Annotated in this window: 13 protein-coding genes; 3 read left to right on the forward strand and 10 right to left on the reverse strand. The window is 71.3% G+C overall.

Annotated features, from left to right (window positions below; translation table 11 throughout):
• Entirely contained in the window at window positions 1-948 is a 948-nt protein-coding gene (locus tag ACI2L1_RS15600) for an ABC transporter substrate-binding protein (protein ID WP_404739853.1), read from the forward strand.
• 6 nt (window positions 949-954) lie between these two features.
• Here ACI2L1_RS15600 and ACI2L1_RS15605 read toward each other — a convergent pair whose 3' ends face one another.
• From ACI2L1_RS15605 to ACI2L1_RS15615, 3 genes are read right to left on the reverse strand one after another with little or no spacing between them, the layout of a single operon-like run.
• Window positions 955-1,677: an isocitrate lyase/phosphoenolpyruvate mutase family protein gene (locus tag ACI2L1_RS15605; protein WP_404739854.1), complete on the reverse strand. Its 723-nt coding sequence runs from the start codon at window positions 1,675-1,677 to the stop codon at window positions 955-957.
• Entirely contained in the window at window positions 1,674-2,117 is a 444-nt protein-coding gene (locus ACI2L1_RS15610; protein ID WP_404739855.1) for a carboxymuconolactone decarboxylase family protein, read from the reverse strand. Before ACI2L1_RS15610 ends, ACI2L1_RS15605 begins: the two co-directional genes overlap by 4 nt.
• Window positions 2,114-2,611 (reverse strand): carboxymuconolactone decarboxylase family protein, encoded by a 498-nt coding sequence (locus tag ACI2L1_RS15615; RefSeq protein ID WP_404739856.1) that lies wholly within the window; start codon window positions 2,609-2,611, stop codon window positions 2,114-2,116. Before ACI2L1_RS15615 ends, ACI2L1_RS15610 begins: the two co-directional genes overlap by 4 nt.
• A gap of 46 nt (window positions 2,612-2,657) precedes the next feature.
• Here ACI2L1_RS15615 and ACI2L1_RS15620 point away from each other — a divergent pair, with 46 nt between their 5' ends.
• Together ACI2L1_RS15620 and ACI2L1_RS15625 are read left to right on the forward strand one after the other, a co-directional pair.
• Complete coding sequence (locus ACI2L1_RS15620; RefSeq protein WP_404739857.1) at window positions 2,658-4,109, forward strand: PLP-dependent aminotransferase family protein; 1,452 nt, start codon at window positions 2,658-2,660, stop codon at window positions 4,107-4,109.
• A 59-nt stretch (window positions 4,110-4,168) separates the two neighbouring features.
• Entirely contained in the window at window positions 4,169-4,654 is a 486-nt protein-coding gene (locus ACI2L1_RS15625; RefSeq protein ID WP_404739858.1) for a carboxymuconolactone decarboxylase family protein, read from the forward strand.
• A 51-nt stretch (window positions 4,655-4,705) separates the two neighbouring features.
• Here the strand turns inward: ACI2L1_RS15625 and ACI2L1_RS15630 are convergent, their stop codons facing one another.
• The 7 genes from ACI2L1_RS15630 to ACI2L1_RS15660 form a co-directional block, all read right to left on the reverse strand.
• Entirely contained in the window at window positions 4,706-5,503 is a 798-nt protein-coding gene (locus ACI2L1_RS15630; RefSeq protein WP_404739859.1) for an aminotransferase class IV, read from the reverse strand.
• A 13-nt stretch (window positions 5,504-5,516) separates the two neighbouring features.
• Window positions 5,517-6,686 carry an FAD-dependent oxidoreductase gene (locus ACI2L1_RS15635; RefSeq protein ID WP_404739860.1) on the reverse strand — a complete coding sequence of 390 codons (1,170 nt, stop codon included), beginning with the start codon at window positions 6,684-6,686 and terminating at the stop codon, window positions 5,517-5,519.
• On the reverse strand, window positions 6,683-8,245 hold the full coding sequence (locus ACI2L1_RS15640; RefSeq protein WP_404739861.1) for a class I adenylate-forming enzyme family protein: 1,563 nt from the start codon (window positions 8,243-8,245) through the stop codon (window positions 6,683-6,685). The genes ACI2L1_RS15635 and ACI2L1_RS15640 overlap by 4 nt, the downstream gene beginning before the upstream one ends.
• 89 nt (window positions 8,246-8,334) lie before the next feature.
• Window positions 8,335-9,876 carry a benzoate-CoA ligase family protein gene (locus ACI2L1_RS15645; protein WP_404739862.1) on the reverse strand — a complete coding sequence of 514 codons (1,542 nt, stop codon included), beginning with the start codon at window positions 9,874-9,876 and terminating at the stop codon, window positions 8,335-8,337.
• On the reverse strand, window positions 9,873-12,086 hold the full coding sequence (gene pabB / locus ACI2L1_RS15650) for an aminodeoxychorismate synthase component I (protein ID WP_404739863.1): 2,214 nt from the start codon (window positions 12,084-12,086) through the stop codon (window positions 9,873-9,875). Before pabB ends, ACI2L1_RS15645 begins: the two co-directional genes overlap by 4 nt.
• Window positions 12,087-12,115: 29 nt before the next feature.
• Window positions 12,116-12,694 carry a hypothetical protein gene (locus ACI2L1_RS15655; protein WP_404739864.1) on the reverse strand — a complete coding sequence of 193 codons (579 nt, stop codon included), beginning with the start codon at window positions 12,692-12,694 and terminating at the stop codon, window positions 12,116-12,118.
• Window positions 12,695-12,835: 141 nt separating this feature from the next.
• On the reverse strand, window positions 12,836-13,690 hold the full coding sequence (locus tag ACI2L1_RS15660) for a hypothetical protein (protein WP_404739870.1): 855 nt from the start codon (window positions 13,688-13,690) through the stop codon (window positions 12,836-12,838).
• Window positions 13,691-13,850: the final 160 nt, after the last annotated feature.

A 13,850-nucleotide genomic window follows, 5' to 3' on the forward strand; every position in this document is an offset into this window, starting at 1 on the left:
ATGCGCGTACGTATGATCGCCGGGGTCGGCGCCCTGCTGCTGCTCACCGGCTGCGGTGCCGCCGACATGACCAAGCAGGCCTCGCCCTTCGCCAACGCCCAGGGTGCCAAGAGCGTGACCCTGTCCGTCCAGTCCTGGGTCGGCGCACAGGCCAACGTGGCCGTCGCCCAGTACCTCCTGGAGCACAAGCTCGGCTACCGCGTCGACACCGTGCAGGTCGACGAGGTCCCCGCCTGGGACGCGCTCAGCCAGGGCCGGGTCGACGCGATCCTGGAGGACTGGGGCCACCCCGATCAGGAACAGCGCTACGTCAAGGACAAGAAGACGATCACGCCGGGCGGCGGGCTCGGGGTGACCGGGCACATCGGCTGGTACGTCCCGACGTACTTCGCCAAGCAGCACCCGGACGTCACCAACTGGAAGAACCTCAACAAGTACGCCTCGCAGCTGCGCACCGCGGAGAGCGGCGGCAAGGGCCAGCTGATGGACGGCTCCCCGTCCTACGTCACCAACGACAAGGCGCTGGTGCAGAACCTCGGCCTGGACTACCAGGTGGTGTTCGCCGGTTCGGAGGCCGCCCAGATCACCCAGTTGAGGCAGTTCGCCAAGGAGAAGAAGCCCTTCCTGACGTACTGGTACGCCCCGCAGTGGCTCTTCAAGAAGGTCCCCATGACCGAGGTGAAGCTCCCCGCGTACAAGGAGGGCTGTGACGCGGACCCGGCGAAGGTCGCCTGCGCCTATCCGCACACCCCGCTCCAGAAGTACCTCAACACGGACTTCGCCAAGTCCGGCGGCAAGGCGGCGGCCTTCCTGAAGAAGTTCAAGTGGACGACCGAGGACCAGAACGAGGTCTCCCTGATGATCGCCGACCAGAAGCTGACACCGGACGAGGCGGCGAAGAAGTGGGTCGGCAGCCACGCGTCCACCTGGAAGGCGTGGCTGTCCTGATCACGTTCAGCGCTTCAGTTCGCCGACCATCCCCTGCAGCGCCAGTGCCGCCCAGCGCTGCAGACCCGGCCCGAACGTGACGCGAGTGGCCCCGAGTTCACCGAGTGTGGTGGGCGAGGGGCCCTTGCCGTCCAGTCGGCCCCCCAGGTTGATCGGTCCCTGGATCCCGGACCGCAGAAGGGGCAGTACGTCCGCCGGGGCGCCGATCGGATAGACGCACTCGGCACCCGCGGCGACATACAACGCGGCCCGCTCGATGGCCCGTTCGGGATCTCCGTCGCCATAGGCGAAGGTGTCCACCCGGGCGTTGACGAAGAGCTCGTCACCGGCCTCGTACCGCACCTCGGCCAGCCAGTCGGCGTGCCGGTGCGCGTCCTTGAGGGTCCCGTCCTCGGAGTCCTCCAGGTTGCAGCCCACGGCCCCCGCCGCCAGCAGCCGCTCCACCAGCTCCTTCGGCGTCAGCCCGTACCCGCCCTCGATGTCGGCGGACACGGGCACGTCCACGGCCCCGCAGACGCGCGCCACCGCGGCGAACATCTCGTCGGCCGGGGTGGCTCCGTCCCGGTGGCCGAGCGAGGCGGCGATCCCCGCGCTCGGCGTGGCGAGCGCGGGAAAGCCGGCCTCCTCGCACACCCGGGCACTGATCGCGTCCCAGGGACCGGGCAGGACGAGCGGGTCGCCCGGGAGGCGGTTGCGGTGCAGGGCGCGGAAGACGTCCACCTTTCTCACGGCGTGTGACCTCCCGGCGGGATCCGGCGGCTGACCATCACCCGGTTCCAGTTGTTGATGGCGACGATCAGGGCGATGAGATGGGCGAGTCGACTGTCGTCGAAGTGCTTGGCGGCGGTGGCGTACACGTCGTCCGGCACGAATCCCTCCGTGAGGACGGTCACCGCCTCCGTCAGCGCGAGCGCGGCCCGCTCCCGCTCGTCGTAGACGCCCTCGGCCTCCTCCCAGGCGGCGAGCAGATCCAGTTGCCGCTCGCTCACGCCGTGCGCGCGGGCGATCCGGAGATGCATGTCCAGGCAGAACGCGCAGTGGTTGAGCTGCGAGGCCCGGATGACGACGAGTTCGGCGAGAGCGGGGTCGCCGAGTCCCCGTTTCGCGGTGGCGCTGAGCGCGGACAGGGCTTGGCCGACCTCGCGGTCGAGCTGGTCCGTACGGCTCACCGGTGGTTCCCCGCCTCGTAGTGACCCGGGACCATACGGCAGGTCACACCGAACCGGTTCCAGGCGTTGATCACCGTGATCGCGGCGATCAGCCGGGCCAGCTCGGCCTCCTCGAAGTGCTTGGCCGCGTGCGCGTACACCTCGTCCGGCACGAAGCCGTCGGTGAGGACGGTGACCGCGTCGGTCAGTTCGAGGGCCGCGATCTCCTGCTCCGTGTAGAAGTGCCTCGACTCCTCCCACGCGCCGAGCTGGATGATCCGCTCGACGCTCTCTCCGGCCGCGAGGGCGTCCTTGGAGTGCATGTCCAGACAGAACGCGCAGTGGTTGAGCTGCGAAGCCCGGATCTTCACGAGCTCCAGCAGCCGGGGGTCGAGGCCCTGCCGGGCGGCCGTGTCGAGGCGGAGCATCGCCTTGTAGACCTCAGGGGCGTGCTGGGCCCAGGCCAGGCGGGGCGTGTGTTCAGGGGCGTGCGGGACGGTCTCCTCCGTGGTCATGCCTCGACCCTAGGAGCCAGGCAGCCCAAGAGTATGGTCCACTTCCATGGCGAAACCCTGGGCCACTTTCGGCGTCGACCTGCACCTGGAACCCACCGGTCCCGGCATCCGCCGGGGCCTCACCGACGCCCTCCGCGAGGCCGCCCGCACCGGCCGCCTGGCCCCCGGCACCCGGCTGCCCTCCTCCCGCTCCCTCGCCGCCGACCTGGGCGTGGCCCGCAACACGGTCGCCGACGCCTACGCCGACCTGGTCGCGGAGGGCTGGCTCATGGCCCGCCAGGGCTCGGGCACACGGGTGGCCGAACGGACGGTCACATCACCGCCGGGCTCCACCGCCCGCCCCGACACGTCCGGTCTCCCACCCGCCCCCACCCCCGCCTCTCGCCGCGCCCTCGGTCTTCCGCCCCCGCCCGCGCCCCGCCCCGCGTACAACCTGATCCCCGGCACCCCGGACCTCGCCTCCTTCCCTCGCACCCAGTGGCTCAAGGCGGCCCGCCGAGCCCTCTCCACCGCCCCCAACCAGGCCTTCGACTACGGCGACCCCCGCGGCCGCGTCGAACTGCGCACCGCCCTCGCCGGCTATCTCTCCCGCGCCCGCGGCGTGCGCGCCGACCCCGAACGCGTCCTGGTCTGCGCCGGGTTCTCGCAGGGACTGCGCATCCTCGGCGCGGTGCTGCGGGCACGCGGTGCGCGCACGGTCGCCGTGGAGTCGTACGGCCTCGACGTGCACTGGAACCTGCTCGCGGACGCCGGCCTGCGCACCGTGCCGTTGCCGTTCGACGAACGCGGCACGGATCCGGGGGAGTTGACCGACCAGGACGCGGTCCTGCTCACCCCCGCCCACCAGTTCCCGATGGGCGGCACCCTGCACCGCGACCGGCGCGCGGCCGTAGTCGAGTGGGCCCGCCGCACCGGCGGACTGGTCGTCGAGGACGACTACGACGGCGAGTTCCGCTACGACCGCCAGCCCGTCGGCGCCCTCCAGGGACTGGACCCCGACCACGTCGTCTACGCGGGCACGGCCAGCAAGTCCCTCGCCCCCGGCCTCCGGCTGGCCTGGCTGGTGCTGCCACCGGACCTGATGCGGGAGGTGCTCGGCGCCAAGGGCGGCATCGACAGCTGCGGGGCCCTGGACCAGCTGACCCTCGCCGAGTTCCTCACCTCCGGCGCCTACGACCGTCATGTGCGCGCCGCCCGACTGCGCTACCGGCGCCGCCGCGACGCCCTGATGGTTGAACTCGCCCGGCGGGCCCCGCAGGTCCACGCCACCGGGATCGCGGCGGGCCTGCATGTGGTGCTGCGGCTCCCGCCCGGCACCGAGCGGCCGGCACTGCGGGCGGCGGCCTGGCAGAGTCTCGCGGTGCACGCACTGAACCGCTACCAGCACCCGGAAGCGACGGTCGAACGGCGCGACGCGCTCGTCGTGGGCTACGGGACCCCGCCGGACCACGCCTGGTCGGGAGCGCTGGAGGCGCTCTGCGCGGTGTTGCCCGAATAACGCGGCCTGTTTGGGCTGTTCACCATTCCCGAATACGGTCCCGCGGATAGAGTCGCCCCATGAGCAACAGTGAATCCATATCCCGTGTGGCCCTGAAGAAAATCACCCCCGACGTGTCCGCGGCCATGGGCTCCCTGCACGCCGCCGCCGTTTCCGCGGCCCAGGACGCCAAGGTCGAACCGGAACTCTTGGAACTGATCCGGATCCGCGCCTCGCAGATCAACGGCTGTGCGTTCTGCATCGACATGCACACCAAGGACGCCCGCGCGACCGGCGAGACCGAGCAGCGTGTCTACGCCCTGAACGCCTGGCGGGAGACCCCCTTCTTCACCGGACGCGAGCGCGCCGCACTGGCGTTGGCCGAGGCCGTGACCCTGGTCCACGACGGACATGTGCCGGACGCGGTCTACGCCGAGGCCGCGGAGGTCTTCGACGAGCAGCAGATCGCGGCGCTGATCTGGGCGGCCACCGTCATCAACGCGTACAACCGGATCGCCATCGCCACGCGGATGGTCCCGGGGGGCTATCAACCGGCCAAGAAATAACGTCGAATACGGGTATCGGAAATCCGCGCCGATACCCGACCTTTCTTCGTTCTATTTCTCCGGCAGTGGCTCCATAATGCCGTCCAGCCATGCCCGCCATTCCGGTGCGCGGTCCGCCGGCGCCGCTTTCAGCGACCCGCCCGTCCACTGCGTCACCGGCCGGATTCCATGCAGTGCGTTCACCAGCCACACCTCATGGCCGTCCAGTTCGGCCACGGTCCGCTCGCGGTGGGCGACTTGGATGCCCTCGTGCCGGGCCCGCTCCTGAAGCAGCGTCACGGTCACCCCGGGCAGCACCGGCAGCCGGGGCGGGGGCAGGCACAGGGTGTCGCCCTCCCACCACAGCACGCTGGCCGTGGCCGCCTCCAGCACACTGCCGGAAGGAGCCACCAGCACCGCCTCCTGCGCGCCCTCACCTGACGCCCGCGCGCGGAGCCGGGCCAGAGTGTCCAGGTCGGGACCCTTGCGGCGGGGCACGGTCCGCGGATCGGACTGACCGGCCGCCCACACCCGTACGCCGGTCCCGAGCGGGGGCGCGTGCCGCAGCAACAGCCGCAACTCCAGGGACCCGGGGGCCAGTTCGACCCGGGGGAACCACTCACCCGTGCGGGGCAGCACGTCGGTCATGTCCCGCCAGAACTCCAGCAGCCTGCGCAGCGGCGGCCCGCCGACCTCGCCGCAGGCCCGCAGGAACCGCTCCCGGTGCCGTTCGAGCCCACGCACCCCGCCGTCCCGCACCAGCCAGGAGTCCGCGACGAGAAGGGGCGCCGCCGTCGGTTCCGTCGCCGGGGTCAGCCCACGAGCCGGTGACCAGGCCAACAGCCCCTCTGCGATGACCGGTTGCGTCACAGCCGCTCCTTCCTCAGTACTTGCCGCCGACGTTCACCGGCGCTCCGTGCCGCGGCCCGTACGGCGCGTGCTCCAGCCACGACCCGCACCACGGCAGCACCGGCGCCAGCGCTGCCGCAGCCCGCTGCCTGACCCGCACGATCAGGCGCCGGGGCCGCAGATGGTCCAGCGCGGCACCGGCGGCGGCACTGTTGAACAGCCCCGCGGACCGTCGTGCCGCTGCGAACGCCTCGACTGTCCCGCCCGCGATCGCCTCCGCCGCGGCCGCCGCGTCCGCGATCCCGCTGTTCATGCCCCGCGCCCCGAACGGCGGGAAGAGATGCGCCGCCTCCCCGACGAGCAGCACCCGCCCGTGCGGGTCGGTGAACGAGGCGGCCACCTTGCGCAGGAAACGGTACGTCGACACCCACAGGACCCGCTCGCCGTACCCCTCGCCCACGACCGCCGGCAGCCATCGCCGTACCGCCTCCTCGGTCCCGAACTCCTCCTCCGGGTCGTCGTCCCGGCACTGCAGGTCCACCTGGAAGCCCCCGGTGAACGGCACCCGCATCACACTGCGGCCGTCGACACCCGGATGCTCGTAGTGGAAGACCCGCTCCAGCGGCAGCTCGGCACCGGGGAGGTCGGCCACGTCGACGACCACATGGAAGCCCTCGCCCCGCTCGCCGTCCATCGCGATGCCCAGGGCGCCCCGGACCGCGGACCGGGCGCCGTCGGCGGCCACGGCGTACTCGCAGCTCCACTCCCGGCCGTCCCCGCAGCTCAGCCAGACGCCGGTCGCCGTCGTGCGGACGTCCAGCACCCGCGCGTCCCACACGAACTCCACGCCCGCCCGCTCGCACGCGGCCCGCAGAAAACCCTCGGTGTCCATCTGGCGCAGACTGGTGAAGGGCGGCGGGCCCGGTCGCGGCGGATAGGTGCGGGAGTAGACCTCGCGGCCCCGGTACAGGGTCCGCCGGGTATGCCAGGTCCGCCCGTACGAGGTGATCTCCCTGGCCAGTCCCGGTTGCATCCCGTCGAGCAGCGCGAGGGTCTCGCGATGCACGAACAGGGCCCGGCTGCCGGGGTGTTCACGGTCCTTCGGGTCCGCCTCCAGGAGCACGACCGGCAGTCCGCGCGCCCGCAGCGCGAGCGCCGCCGACAGGCCCACGGGCCCGGCACCGACCACCACGACGGGTGTCACGCGCGCGCACCCGCCGCGAGCATCCGGGTGATCTCGACCCGCTTCACCTTCCAGGTCGCGGTCATCGGCAGCTCCTCGAACCGCCACTGCCGCGGCTCGGCCATGGCCGGCAGATCGGCCGTCGCCTCCCGCCAGCGCTCGGGATCCAGGGGCTGCTCCCCGCGCACGCACACCACCGGCACCGGCTCCCGGTCCGCCCCGGGCACGATGACCACCTCACGCAGCTCCTCCAGACGCTCCATCAGGGTGTCCTCGACCTCCAGATTGCTGTGCACGGAGTCGATCTGGTCGATCTCCCGGTCGATCAGGTGCAGGCCGCCCAGTCGGCCGCGGTAGCCCATGTCGCCCATCTCCCACCAGCCGTCGTTGAGTTGACGGTCGTAGCGGTCCTGCATGCCGAGATAGGTGAGGATGCGGCCCCGGGTCCGGGCCTCTATCCGCCCGGACCGCCCCGGCGCGACGGGCCGCCCGTCCGGACCGGTGACCCGCACCCGTGTGAAGCCCGGTATCCCGATCCCGACCCGCCGCCCGTCCGCGCGGGCCGCGCTGCGCCGCGTGAACCACTGGAAGGCGACCGGTCCCGTCTCGCTCTGCCCGTACAGCTGGATCAGCCAGGGCGCACGGCGCTTCGAGGCATCGAGCAGCCGCCTTACCGTGCGCGGATGGATCGCGTCGAACGTCGAGCCGTACGACCGCACGCGCGACAGCGGAGCACCGGGCGCGTCGGCCAACTCCTCCCACAGCACGAAGGTGTTGGGGTGCGTCTCCACGATGCCGGGCCGGTGCCTGGTGAGAAGCGGTCCCACGGCGGCCGGGTCCGGGTCGGTGATCAGCACCAGCGGGCTGCCGAAGTGCAGCAGGACACCGAGCAGATGGTAGAAGCGCGAGTGCACGAACGACATGTGCAGCGCAGCCGTCTCCCCACGCGTGGGCCAGCCCATCGCCTTCTGCGGGACGAGCCGGTTCCACATGGTGTTCGCGCAGTGCACGGCCAGCTTGGGGAGGCCGGTGGTGCCCGAACTGTGAGTGATCAGCGCCGGTTCGCGAGGGTGGAGGCGGACGGCGGCCGGGGGCTCGGCGCCCGCGTACTTCCCCAGGGGCTCGGCCCCTGGAGCGTCGTCCACGGAGAGGACCTGCCGCACCCGAAGCCCGACCCCCTTGAGCGGCCCCTCCATCTTGGCCCGGTCGGTCACCAGCCACGGCTGCCTGAGCCGCTCGATCAGCTCCCCGACCACCTCACCGGCCAGGCCGGGGGAGAGCAGCACCGGCACGGCGCCGATATGGGAGACCGCGCAGGTCAGCAGCACGATGTCGACGTTGTCCGTCTTGTGCACGACCACCTGCTCCGAGGGCCGTACCCCCGCCTCCCACAGCCGCCCCGACAACTCCTCGACGACATCCGCCAGCACCGCGTAGGTGAGGTCGACACCCAGGGCGGGGTGGGTGTCCAGGCGCCGGTCCAGGGTGACGAAGACGGCGCCGTGCCGCTCGGCAGCCCGGCGGAACACCGGGCCCAGGTAGAACCCCCGGTCGGTGAACGGGGGTTGCTGCTCTCGCATGTGGCCGTTCCTCTCTGCGGTGCCTCTGGGGTGCTTCTGCGCTTGTTCTGGCGCTTCTTCTGCGCTGCATCGGTGGTGCTTCGGTGGTGTCACCAGGCGCCCTGGCGGACCAGGTGGCGGCGGAGCTTGCCGGTCGGGGTGCGAGGGAGGGACGGGACGAGGCTCACGCTTCTGGGCACCTTGAAGGGGGCCAGATGTTCGCGGGCCAGCCGGAGGAGGTCTTCCTGGAGCCCCTGGCGACCGGCGCTGCCGGTGCCCTCCGGGGCGGTGGGTACGACGAAGGCGCGCAGTCGGCCGACGCCGGTCCCGTCGGTGACGGCGACGACTGCGACCTCCCTCACCGCCGGATGAGTCCGCAGTACGGCCTCCACCTCCAGCGGGGAGACGGTGATGCCGCCGACCATTTCCATGTCGTCGGCGCGGCCCAGATGCCGGTAGGAGCCGTCGGGTTCACGGACCGCCCGGTCGTGGGTGGCCAGCCAGCCGCGGACCAGGGTGCGCTCGGTCTCCTCGGGCCGGTTCAGATAGCCGGGGGTCACCGTCGGCCCACGCACCCACAGTTCACCCTCCGCACCGTCCTGGACCGGCCGGCCCGCACGGTCGCGCAGCTCCACCTCGAAGCCGGGCACGGGGCGGCCGACGGTGCCCGGGGTGTTGTGGTCGAAACCGTTGGCGCAGAAGGCGTGACCGGCCTCTGTGGAGCCGATCTGCTCCAGCACCGGCGCGCCGAGCAACTCCGTGACCCGCCGCCCCACCGCCTCCGGCAGCCCCTCACCAGCCGACACCGCGGCCCGCACCGAGGCGAAACACCCCTCGTGCCCGCTGCCCCGGTCGGCCACCAACGCCGCGTACGCCGACGGCACCGAGTAGAGCAGCGTCACCCGGTGCCGGACCACCAGCTCGTCCACGGCCGCCGGGGTCGGACGCCGGTCCACCAGGACCGCGGAGGAGCCCGAGAACAGCGGGAAGACGAACGCGTTCCCGAAGCCGTAGGCGAAGTACAGCTTCGACACCGACAGGGTCACGTCGTCCCCGGTGATCCGCAGCAGCCGCCGGCCGATCAGGTCGTGGTACGCCTTCGGATCGCCGTGCGTGTGCACGACCCCCTTGGGGCGGCCCGTGGTGCCCGACGTGTACTGGATGTACAACGGCGCATGCGCGTCGACCGGATGAGCGGGCGCCGGCCCGGCGGAGGCGGTGAGCGCGAGCAGTTGGTCCGCACCGAGCCGGGCCCGGTCGGCGAACCGGTCCTCCAGACCCGGCCCCGTCACACACAGCACGGCCCGGGTGTCCGCAGCCATGAACGCGTGGTCCGCCGCGGGGAGTTCGGGGTTGACGAGGACGGCGACCGCCCCGAGCCGCGCGACGGCGAGGAACGCCGTCACCCAGGCGATCCCGTCCGGCAAGGCCAGCACCACCCGGTCCCCCGCCTTCGTCCCGTGCCCGGCGAGCACGGTGGCCGCCCGGGCGGCGAGCGCGTGCACCTCACCGTGAGTCCAGGACCGGTGTCCCTGATGGAAGGCGGGCCGACCGGCCCAACCGCGCCGCTCGGCGAGATCGGCGAGCTGGGCGGCGAGGTTCCCGGGGGTGTCGACGTCGACCGGGGCCCGCATGCTCTGCGCAGTCGTCATCGGACCGGCTCCTCGGTGGCCGTGTGTCCCCCGCGGGCGTCGGCGCGTACCGCCGTGTGCCGCCGCTGCTCCGCTATTCGCTCCGCGGTGTGCAGATGCAGGGCCTTCATCTGGGCCGCCGTCTTCAGCAGCATCTCGTCGTACTCGGCGACCGGGTCGGAGTCGAGGACGATCGCGCCCCCGGCGCCGAGATGAATCAGCCCGTCGGCGAACACGGCGGTCCGGATCACGATGTTGAGATCCGCGCCCCCACTGCACCCCAGATATCCGAGGGCGCCGGAGTACACACCGCGGGCCTCGGTCTCCAGGGAGTCGATGATCTCCATCGTGCGCAGCTTCGGCGCCCCGGTCATCGAGCCGCCGGGAAAGCAGGCCCGCACACAGTCCACAGCCCGGGTGCCCTCCCGCAGCCGCCCCTCCACGGTGGACACGAGCTGGTGCACGGTCGCGTACGTCTCCGTCGCCATCAGCTGGGTCACCCGTACCGACCCGGTCCGGCACACCCGCCCCAGGTCGTTGCGGAGCAGGTCGACGATCATCAGGTTCTCAGCGCGCGTCTTCGCGTCCGCGGCCAGTGCGTCCCGCAGCCGGGCGTCCTCCTCCGGACCGGCTCCGCGCGGCGCCGTGCCCTTGATGGGACGGGCCTCGGCGACCCCGTCCCGGGTGATCCGCAGGAACCTCTCGGGCGAGGACCCGGCCACGTCGACGTCCCCGAACCTCAGAAACGCCGCGTAGGGCGCCGGGTTGACCCGCCGCAGCACCCGGTAGAACTCGTAGGCGTCCGGCGGCGCGGGTAACCGGGCCGCGTTCGTCAGACAGACCTCGTAGCTCGTACCCGCCCGCAGCTCCCGCGCGCAGGACTCGATGTCGGCGAGATACGCCTCCCGGTCCCGCACCAGCCACGGCTCGGCCGCGCCCAGGCCGGGCTCGGCCCGCGCCGCCGGTTCAGGGGCCGTTGTCGGATCGGGCTCGGTGGCGACGAAGGTCAGCTGGGCCATCGCGCCCTCCAGCCAGTCCTCGGCCTCCCGCGCGGCCTGCGGGGTGTCCTCGGCCAGACAGACCGCGTAGGTGAACCTCTTGAGGTGGTCCACGGCGATCAGGCGGTCGGCGAACAGCCAGCAGGCGTCCGGGACTTCGGAGGTGTGCCGGTTCGGTGAGCCGCAGTCGGCCTTCGCTTCGTAGCCGAAGTAGCCGACATAGCCCCCGGTGAAGTCGAAGGGCAGCCCCCCGCCGTCCACCCGGCGGCTCGTCAACTGCCTTCCCAGGTAGTCGAAGACGCTCGCCGCGACCTTCCGCGGCGGCCGCCCGGCCCGCTCGATCTCGCACCTGCCGCTCTTGACGTCGTACCGGACGAACTCCGCCAGCGGCCCACTGTCGTCGCCGAAGAACGAGAACCGCGACCGCCCCTCCTCGACCAGTGCGCTGTCCAGCCAGAAGGCCCGCCGCGACGCCGCGTACATCCGGGTGAACGCGGCCTCCGTGTCGACCGCGCCGGCGATACGCCGGGTGTGCAGACGGTAGGCGGGACCGGCCCGCCGGGGACGCGGAACGACCGGTGCGGACCGGGGGGCCGGCGCCTCGTGCGGGGGCACGGCGGTGTTCTTCGTACGCTGCTTGCGGGCCCGTTCCGCCGTGAGATTGCGGAAGTTGACGAGCATGCGGTGGCCGTAGTCGGTGAGTACGGACTCCGGATGGAACTGCACGCCCCACAGCGGCCGACCGCGGTGTCTGAGCCCCATCAGCACGCCGTCCTCGGCCCAGGCCGTCGCCTCCAGCGTCTCCGGAAGCGGCTCGGACACGGCCAGCGAGTGGTAGCGGACCGCGGTGAAGTCCTGCGGCAGACCCCGGAACAGGTCCCGTCCGTCGTGCCGGACCGTCGACAGATGCCCGTGCCGCGGTTCCGGGGCGGGCCCCACCAGGCCTCCCTCGCCGAGCGCCATGCCCTGGTGCCCCAGGCAGACACCGAGCACGGGGACCGGTGACTCGGTGAGCACGGCGGCACTCAGTCCGAAGTCGCGCTGTTCGGCCGGGTGCCCGGGCCCGGGCGACACCACGACATTGTCGAACTCCGCAAGGTATTCCCCGAGATCGGGAATCGCGTCGACCGCGTCATTGAGGACCACGACCGGTTCCTCGCCGTTGACCTCGGCGATCAACTGGAACAGGTTGTACGTGTACGAGTCGTAATTGTCGATGAGCAGGGTCTTCACCCGCCCACCTCCCTCGGTTCGTTCCGGACCTATGCGGTCCGTCTTTTGTGCCGTCCGCGGAGGGCCTGGAGCGGCGGATACAGCCATTTCTTGAAGAAACGCTGAAGCCGGGGCATGAGAATCCAGGTGACGAGAGCCGTCACACACAGGCACAACAGCAGCGTGCGGATGAGCGGATTGAGTCCGCCGAGATAAGGAAGAACGATCAGATTGAACAGGAGCACCGGCGGAAATACCGCGCTCATGTTCACGAACCACAGTTTCCATTTCGCCGGTGGGGCGGGCGCCTTGGGTGTCGAGGTCTGGGAGTCGAACCACACCTTGGAGCCCCGCACGCTCCTGCGGTCCGTCTGCCGGGCGAAGCCCACCGCCTGGACGTCCCACTGTGTCCGGGCGGACGAATCCTCCCAGGCCCGGGCCGTTCCCTCGCTGGCGAAGCGATAGACCACATGCCACTCCGCCTCTTGGTCGGCAAGGACGCCACCCCCCAGAAAGCCCGGCTGCCGCGAACTCGCGGCCAGCATGGCCCACCCCCACGAGTGGAAGTCGGCCTCACGGCCCGGCACCACGTGATAGGCCACGGTGACGGTGACGGGATTGCTGCTCACGCCACCCAGTACGCAATGCCTTCACATCACGTTCAAATATTCAACGATGTTTTTTGGACTGTCCGGATCGTGACTCTTTATCGGGCTTTCGGCGAGCATGACTCATTCTGTCGAGCTGCACCGGCGGTAACTTTACGAAATTCAGTGAACTGATCGTGAAGCGGTATTTGCCGGCGCCTCGCCGAAGCGGGCCAGCGCCAACGCCCCCGCGACGGCCACGACGAAACCCAGCACCGCCACCCACGCCAACCCCTCCCGGGTGCGGTCCCCGAGCCACACCACCCCCACCAGCGCGGGCCCGATCGTCTCCCCGATCACCATCCCGGCGGTCGCCGTGGTCACCGACCCCCGCTGCAGTGCCGACGTCAGCGACAGAAAGGCCGCGCCTCCGCCGAGCACGAGCGCGTAGGCCGCCGGATTGGCCAACAGGTCCGACGGAGCCAACGAGTCGATCAGCCGCACCGCCACCTCGACCACCCCGAACCCGAACCCGGCCCCCAGCCCGAGCGCCAACGCCCGCCCCCGCTCCGGCAGTCGCCCGCCCAGCAGCGCCAGCGCCAGCACGGCCAGCGCCGTCCCGAGCATCGCGTACGCCAGGCCCGCCGGCCCGTCGCGGTCGCCCTCCGTCCCGGACGCGATCCCCAGCAGCGCCATGCCCGCACACACCACCCCGACCGCCCCCCATTCGCTCCCGCTCAGCCGAACCCGCAGCAGCCGCGCCGAGACCACCGCGGTCACCGCGAGACTCGACGCGAGCGCCGCGCCGACCGCGTAGATCGGGACCGACCGCAACGCGGCGATCTGCAGCAGAAACCCCAGCCCGTCCAGCGCCAGCCCCGCCAGATACCGCCATTGCCGCACCGCCCGCAGGAACAGCGTCACCGCGAACGCCGACCCCTCGCCGTCGCCCCCACCCGTGTCCGCCGCCCGCGCCGCCATCGCCTGCAGCACGGTGGCCGTTCCGAAACAGACCGAGGCACCGAGGGCACACACCATTCCAAAGAGCACGAAGTGACCTTAGGGGAGAGGATGCGGGGCGGGCTGGTTTCGGACGAGCTCTTAGAGGTCGTTTTCATCTGAGGTATGGCACTTTGAGTCGTATTGTCGCGCCTCTCGGTTTGGGGCTGATGAGTCGGTGGAGGTTGTTCTTTCTGGT

It is taken from the genome of Streptomyces sp. NPDC019531, assembly GCF_044903305.1.
In the GTDB taxonomy this organism is placed as follows: Bacteria; Actinomycetota; Actinomycetes; order Streptomycetales; family Streptomycetaceae; genus Streptomyces.

Excerpts from the sequence above, each read along its gene's own strand:
- ACI2L1_RS15600 (WP_404739853.1), top strand. The coding sequence starts at position 1 with ATGCGCGTACGTATGATCGCCGGGGTCGGCGCCCTGCTGCTGCTCACC.
- ACI2L1_RS15615 (WP_404739856.1), bottom strand. The coding sequence starts at position 2,611 with ATGACCACGGAGGAGACCGTCCCGCACGCCCCTGAACACACGCCCCGC.
- ACI2L1_RS15620 (WP_404739857.1), top strand. The coding sequence starts at position 2,658 with ATGGCGAAACCCTGGGCCACTTTCGGCGTCGACCTGCACCTGGAACCC.
- ACI2L1_RS15625 (WP_404739858.1), top strand. The coding sequence starts at position 4,169 with ATGAGCAACAGTGAATCCATATCCCGTGTGGCCCTGAAGAAAATCACC.
- ACI2L1_RS15640 (WP_404739861.1), bottom strand. The coding sequence starts at position 8,245 with ATGCGAGAGCAGCAACCCCCGTTCACCGACCGGGGGTTCTACCTGGGC.
- ACI2L1_RS15645 (WP_404739862.1), bottom strand. The coding sequence starts at position 9,876 with ATGACGACTGCGCAGAGCATGCGGGCCCCGGTCGACGTCGACACCCCC.
- ACI2L1_RS15660 (WP_404739870.1), bottom strand. The coding sequence starts at position 13,690 with ATGGTGTGTGCCCTCGGTGCCTCGGTCTGTTTCGGAACGGCCACCGTG.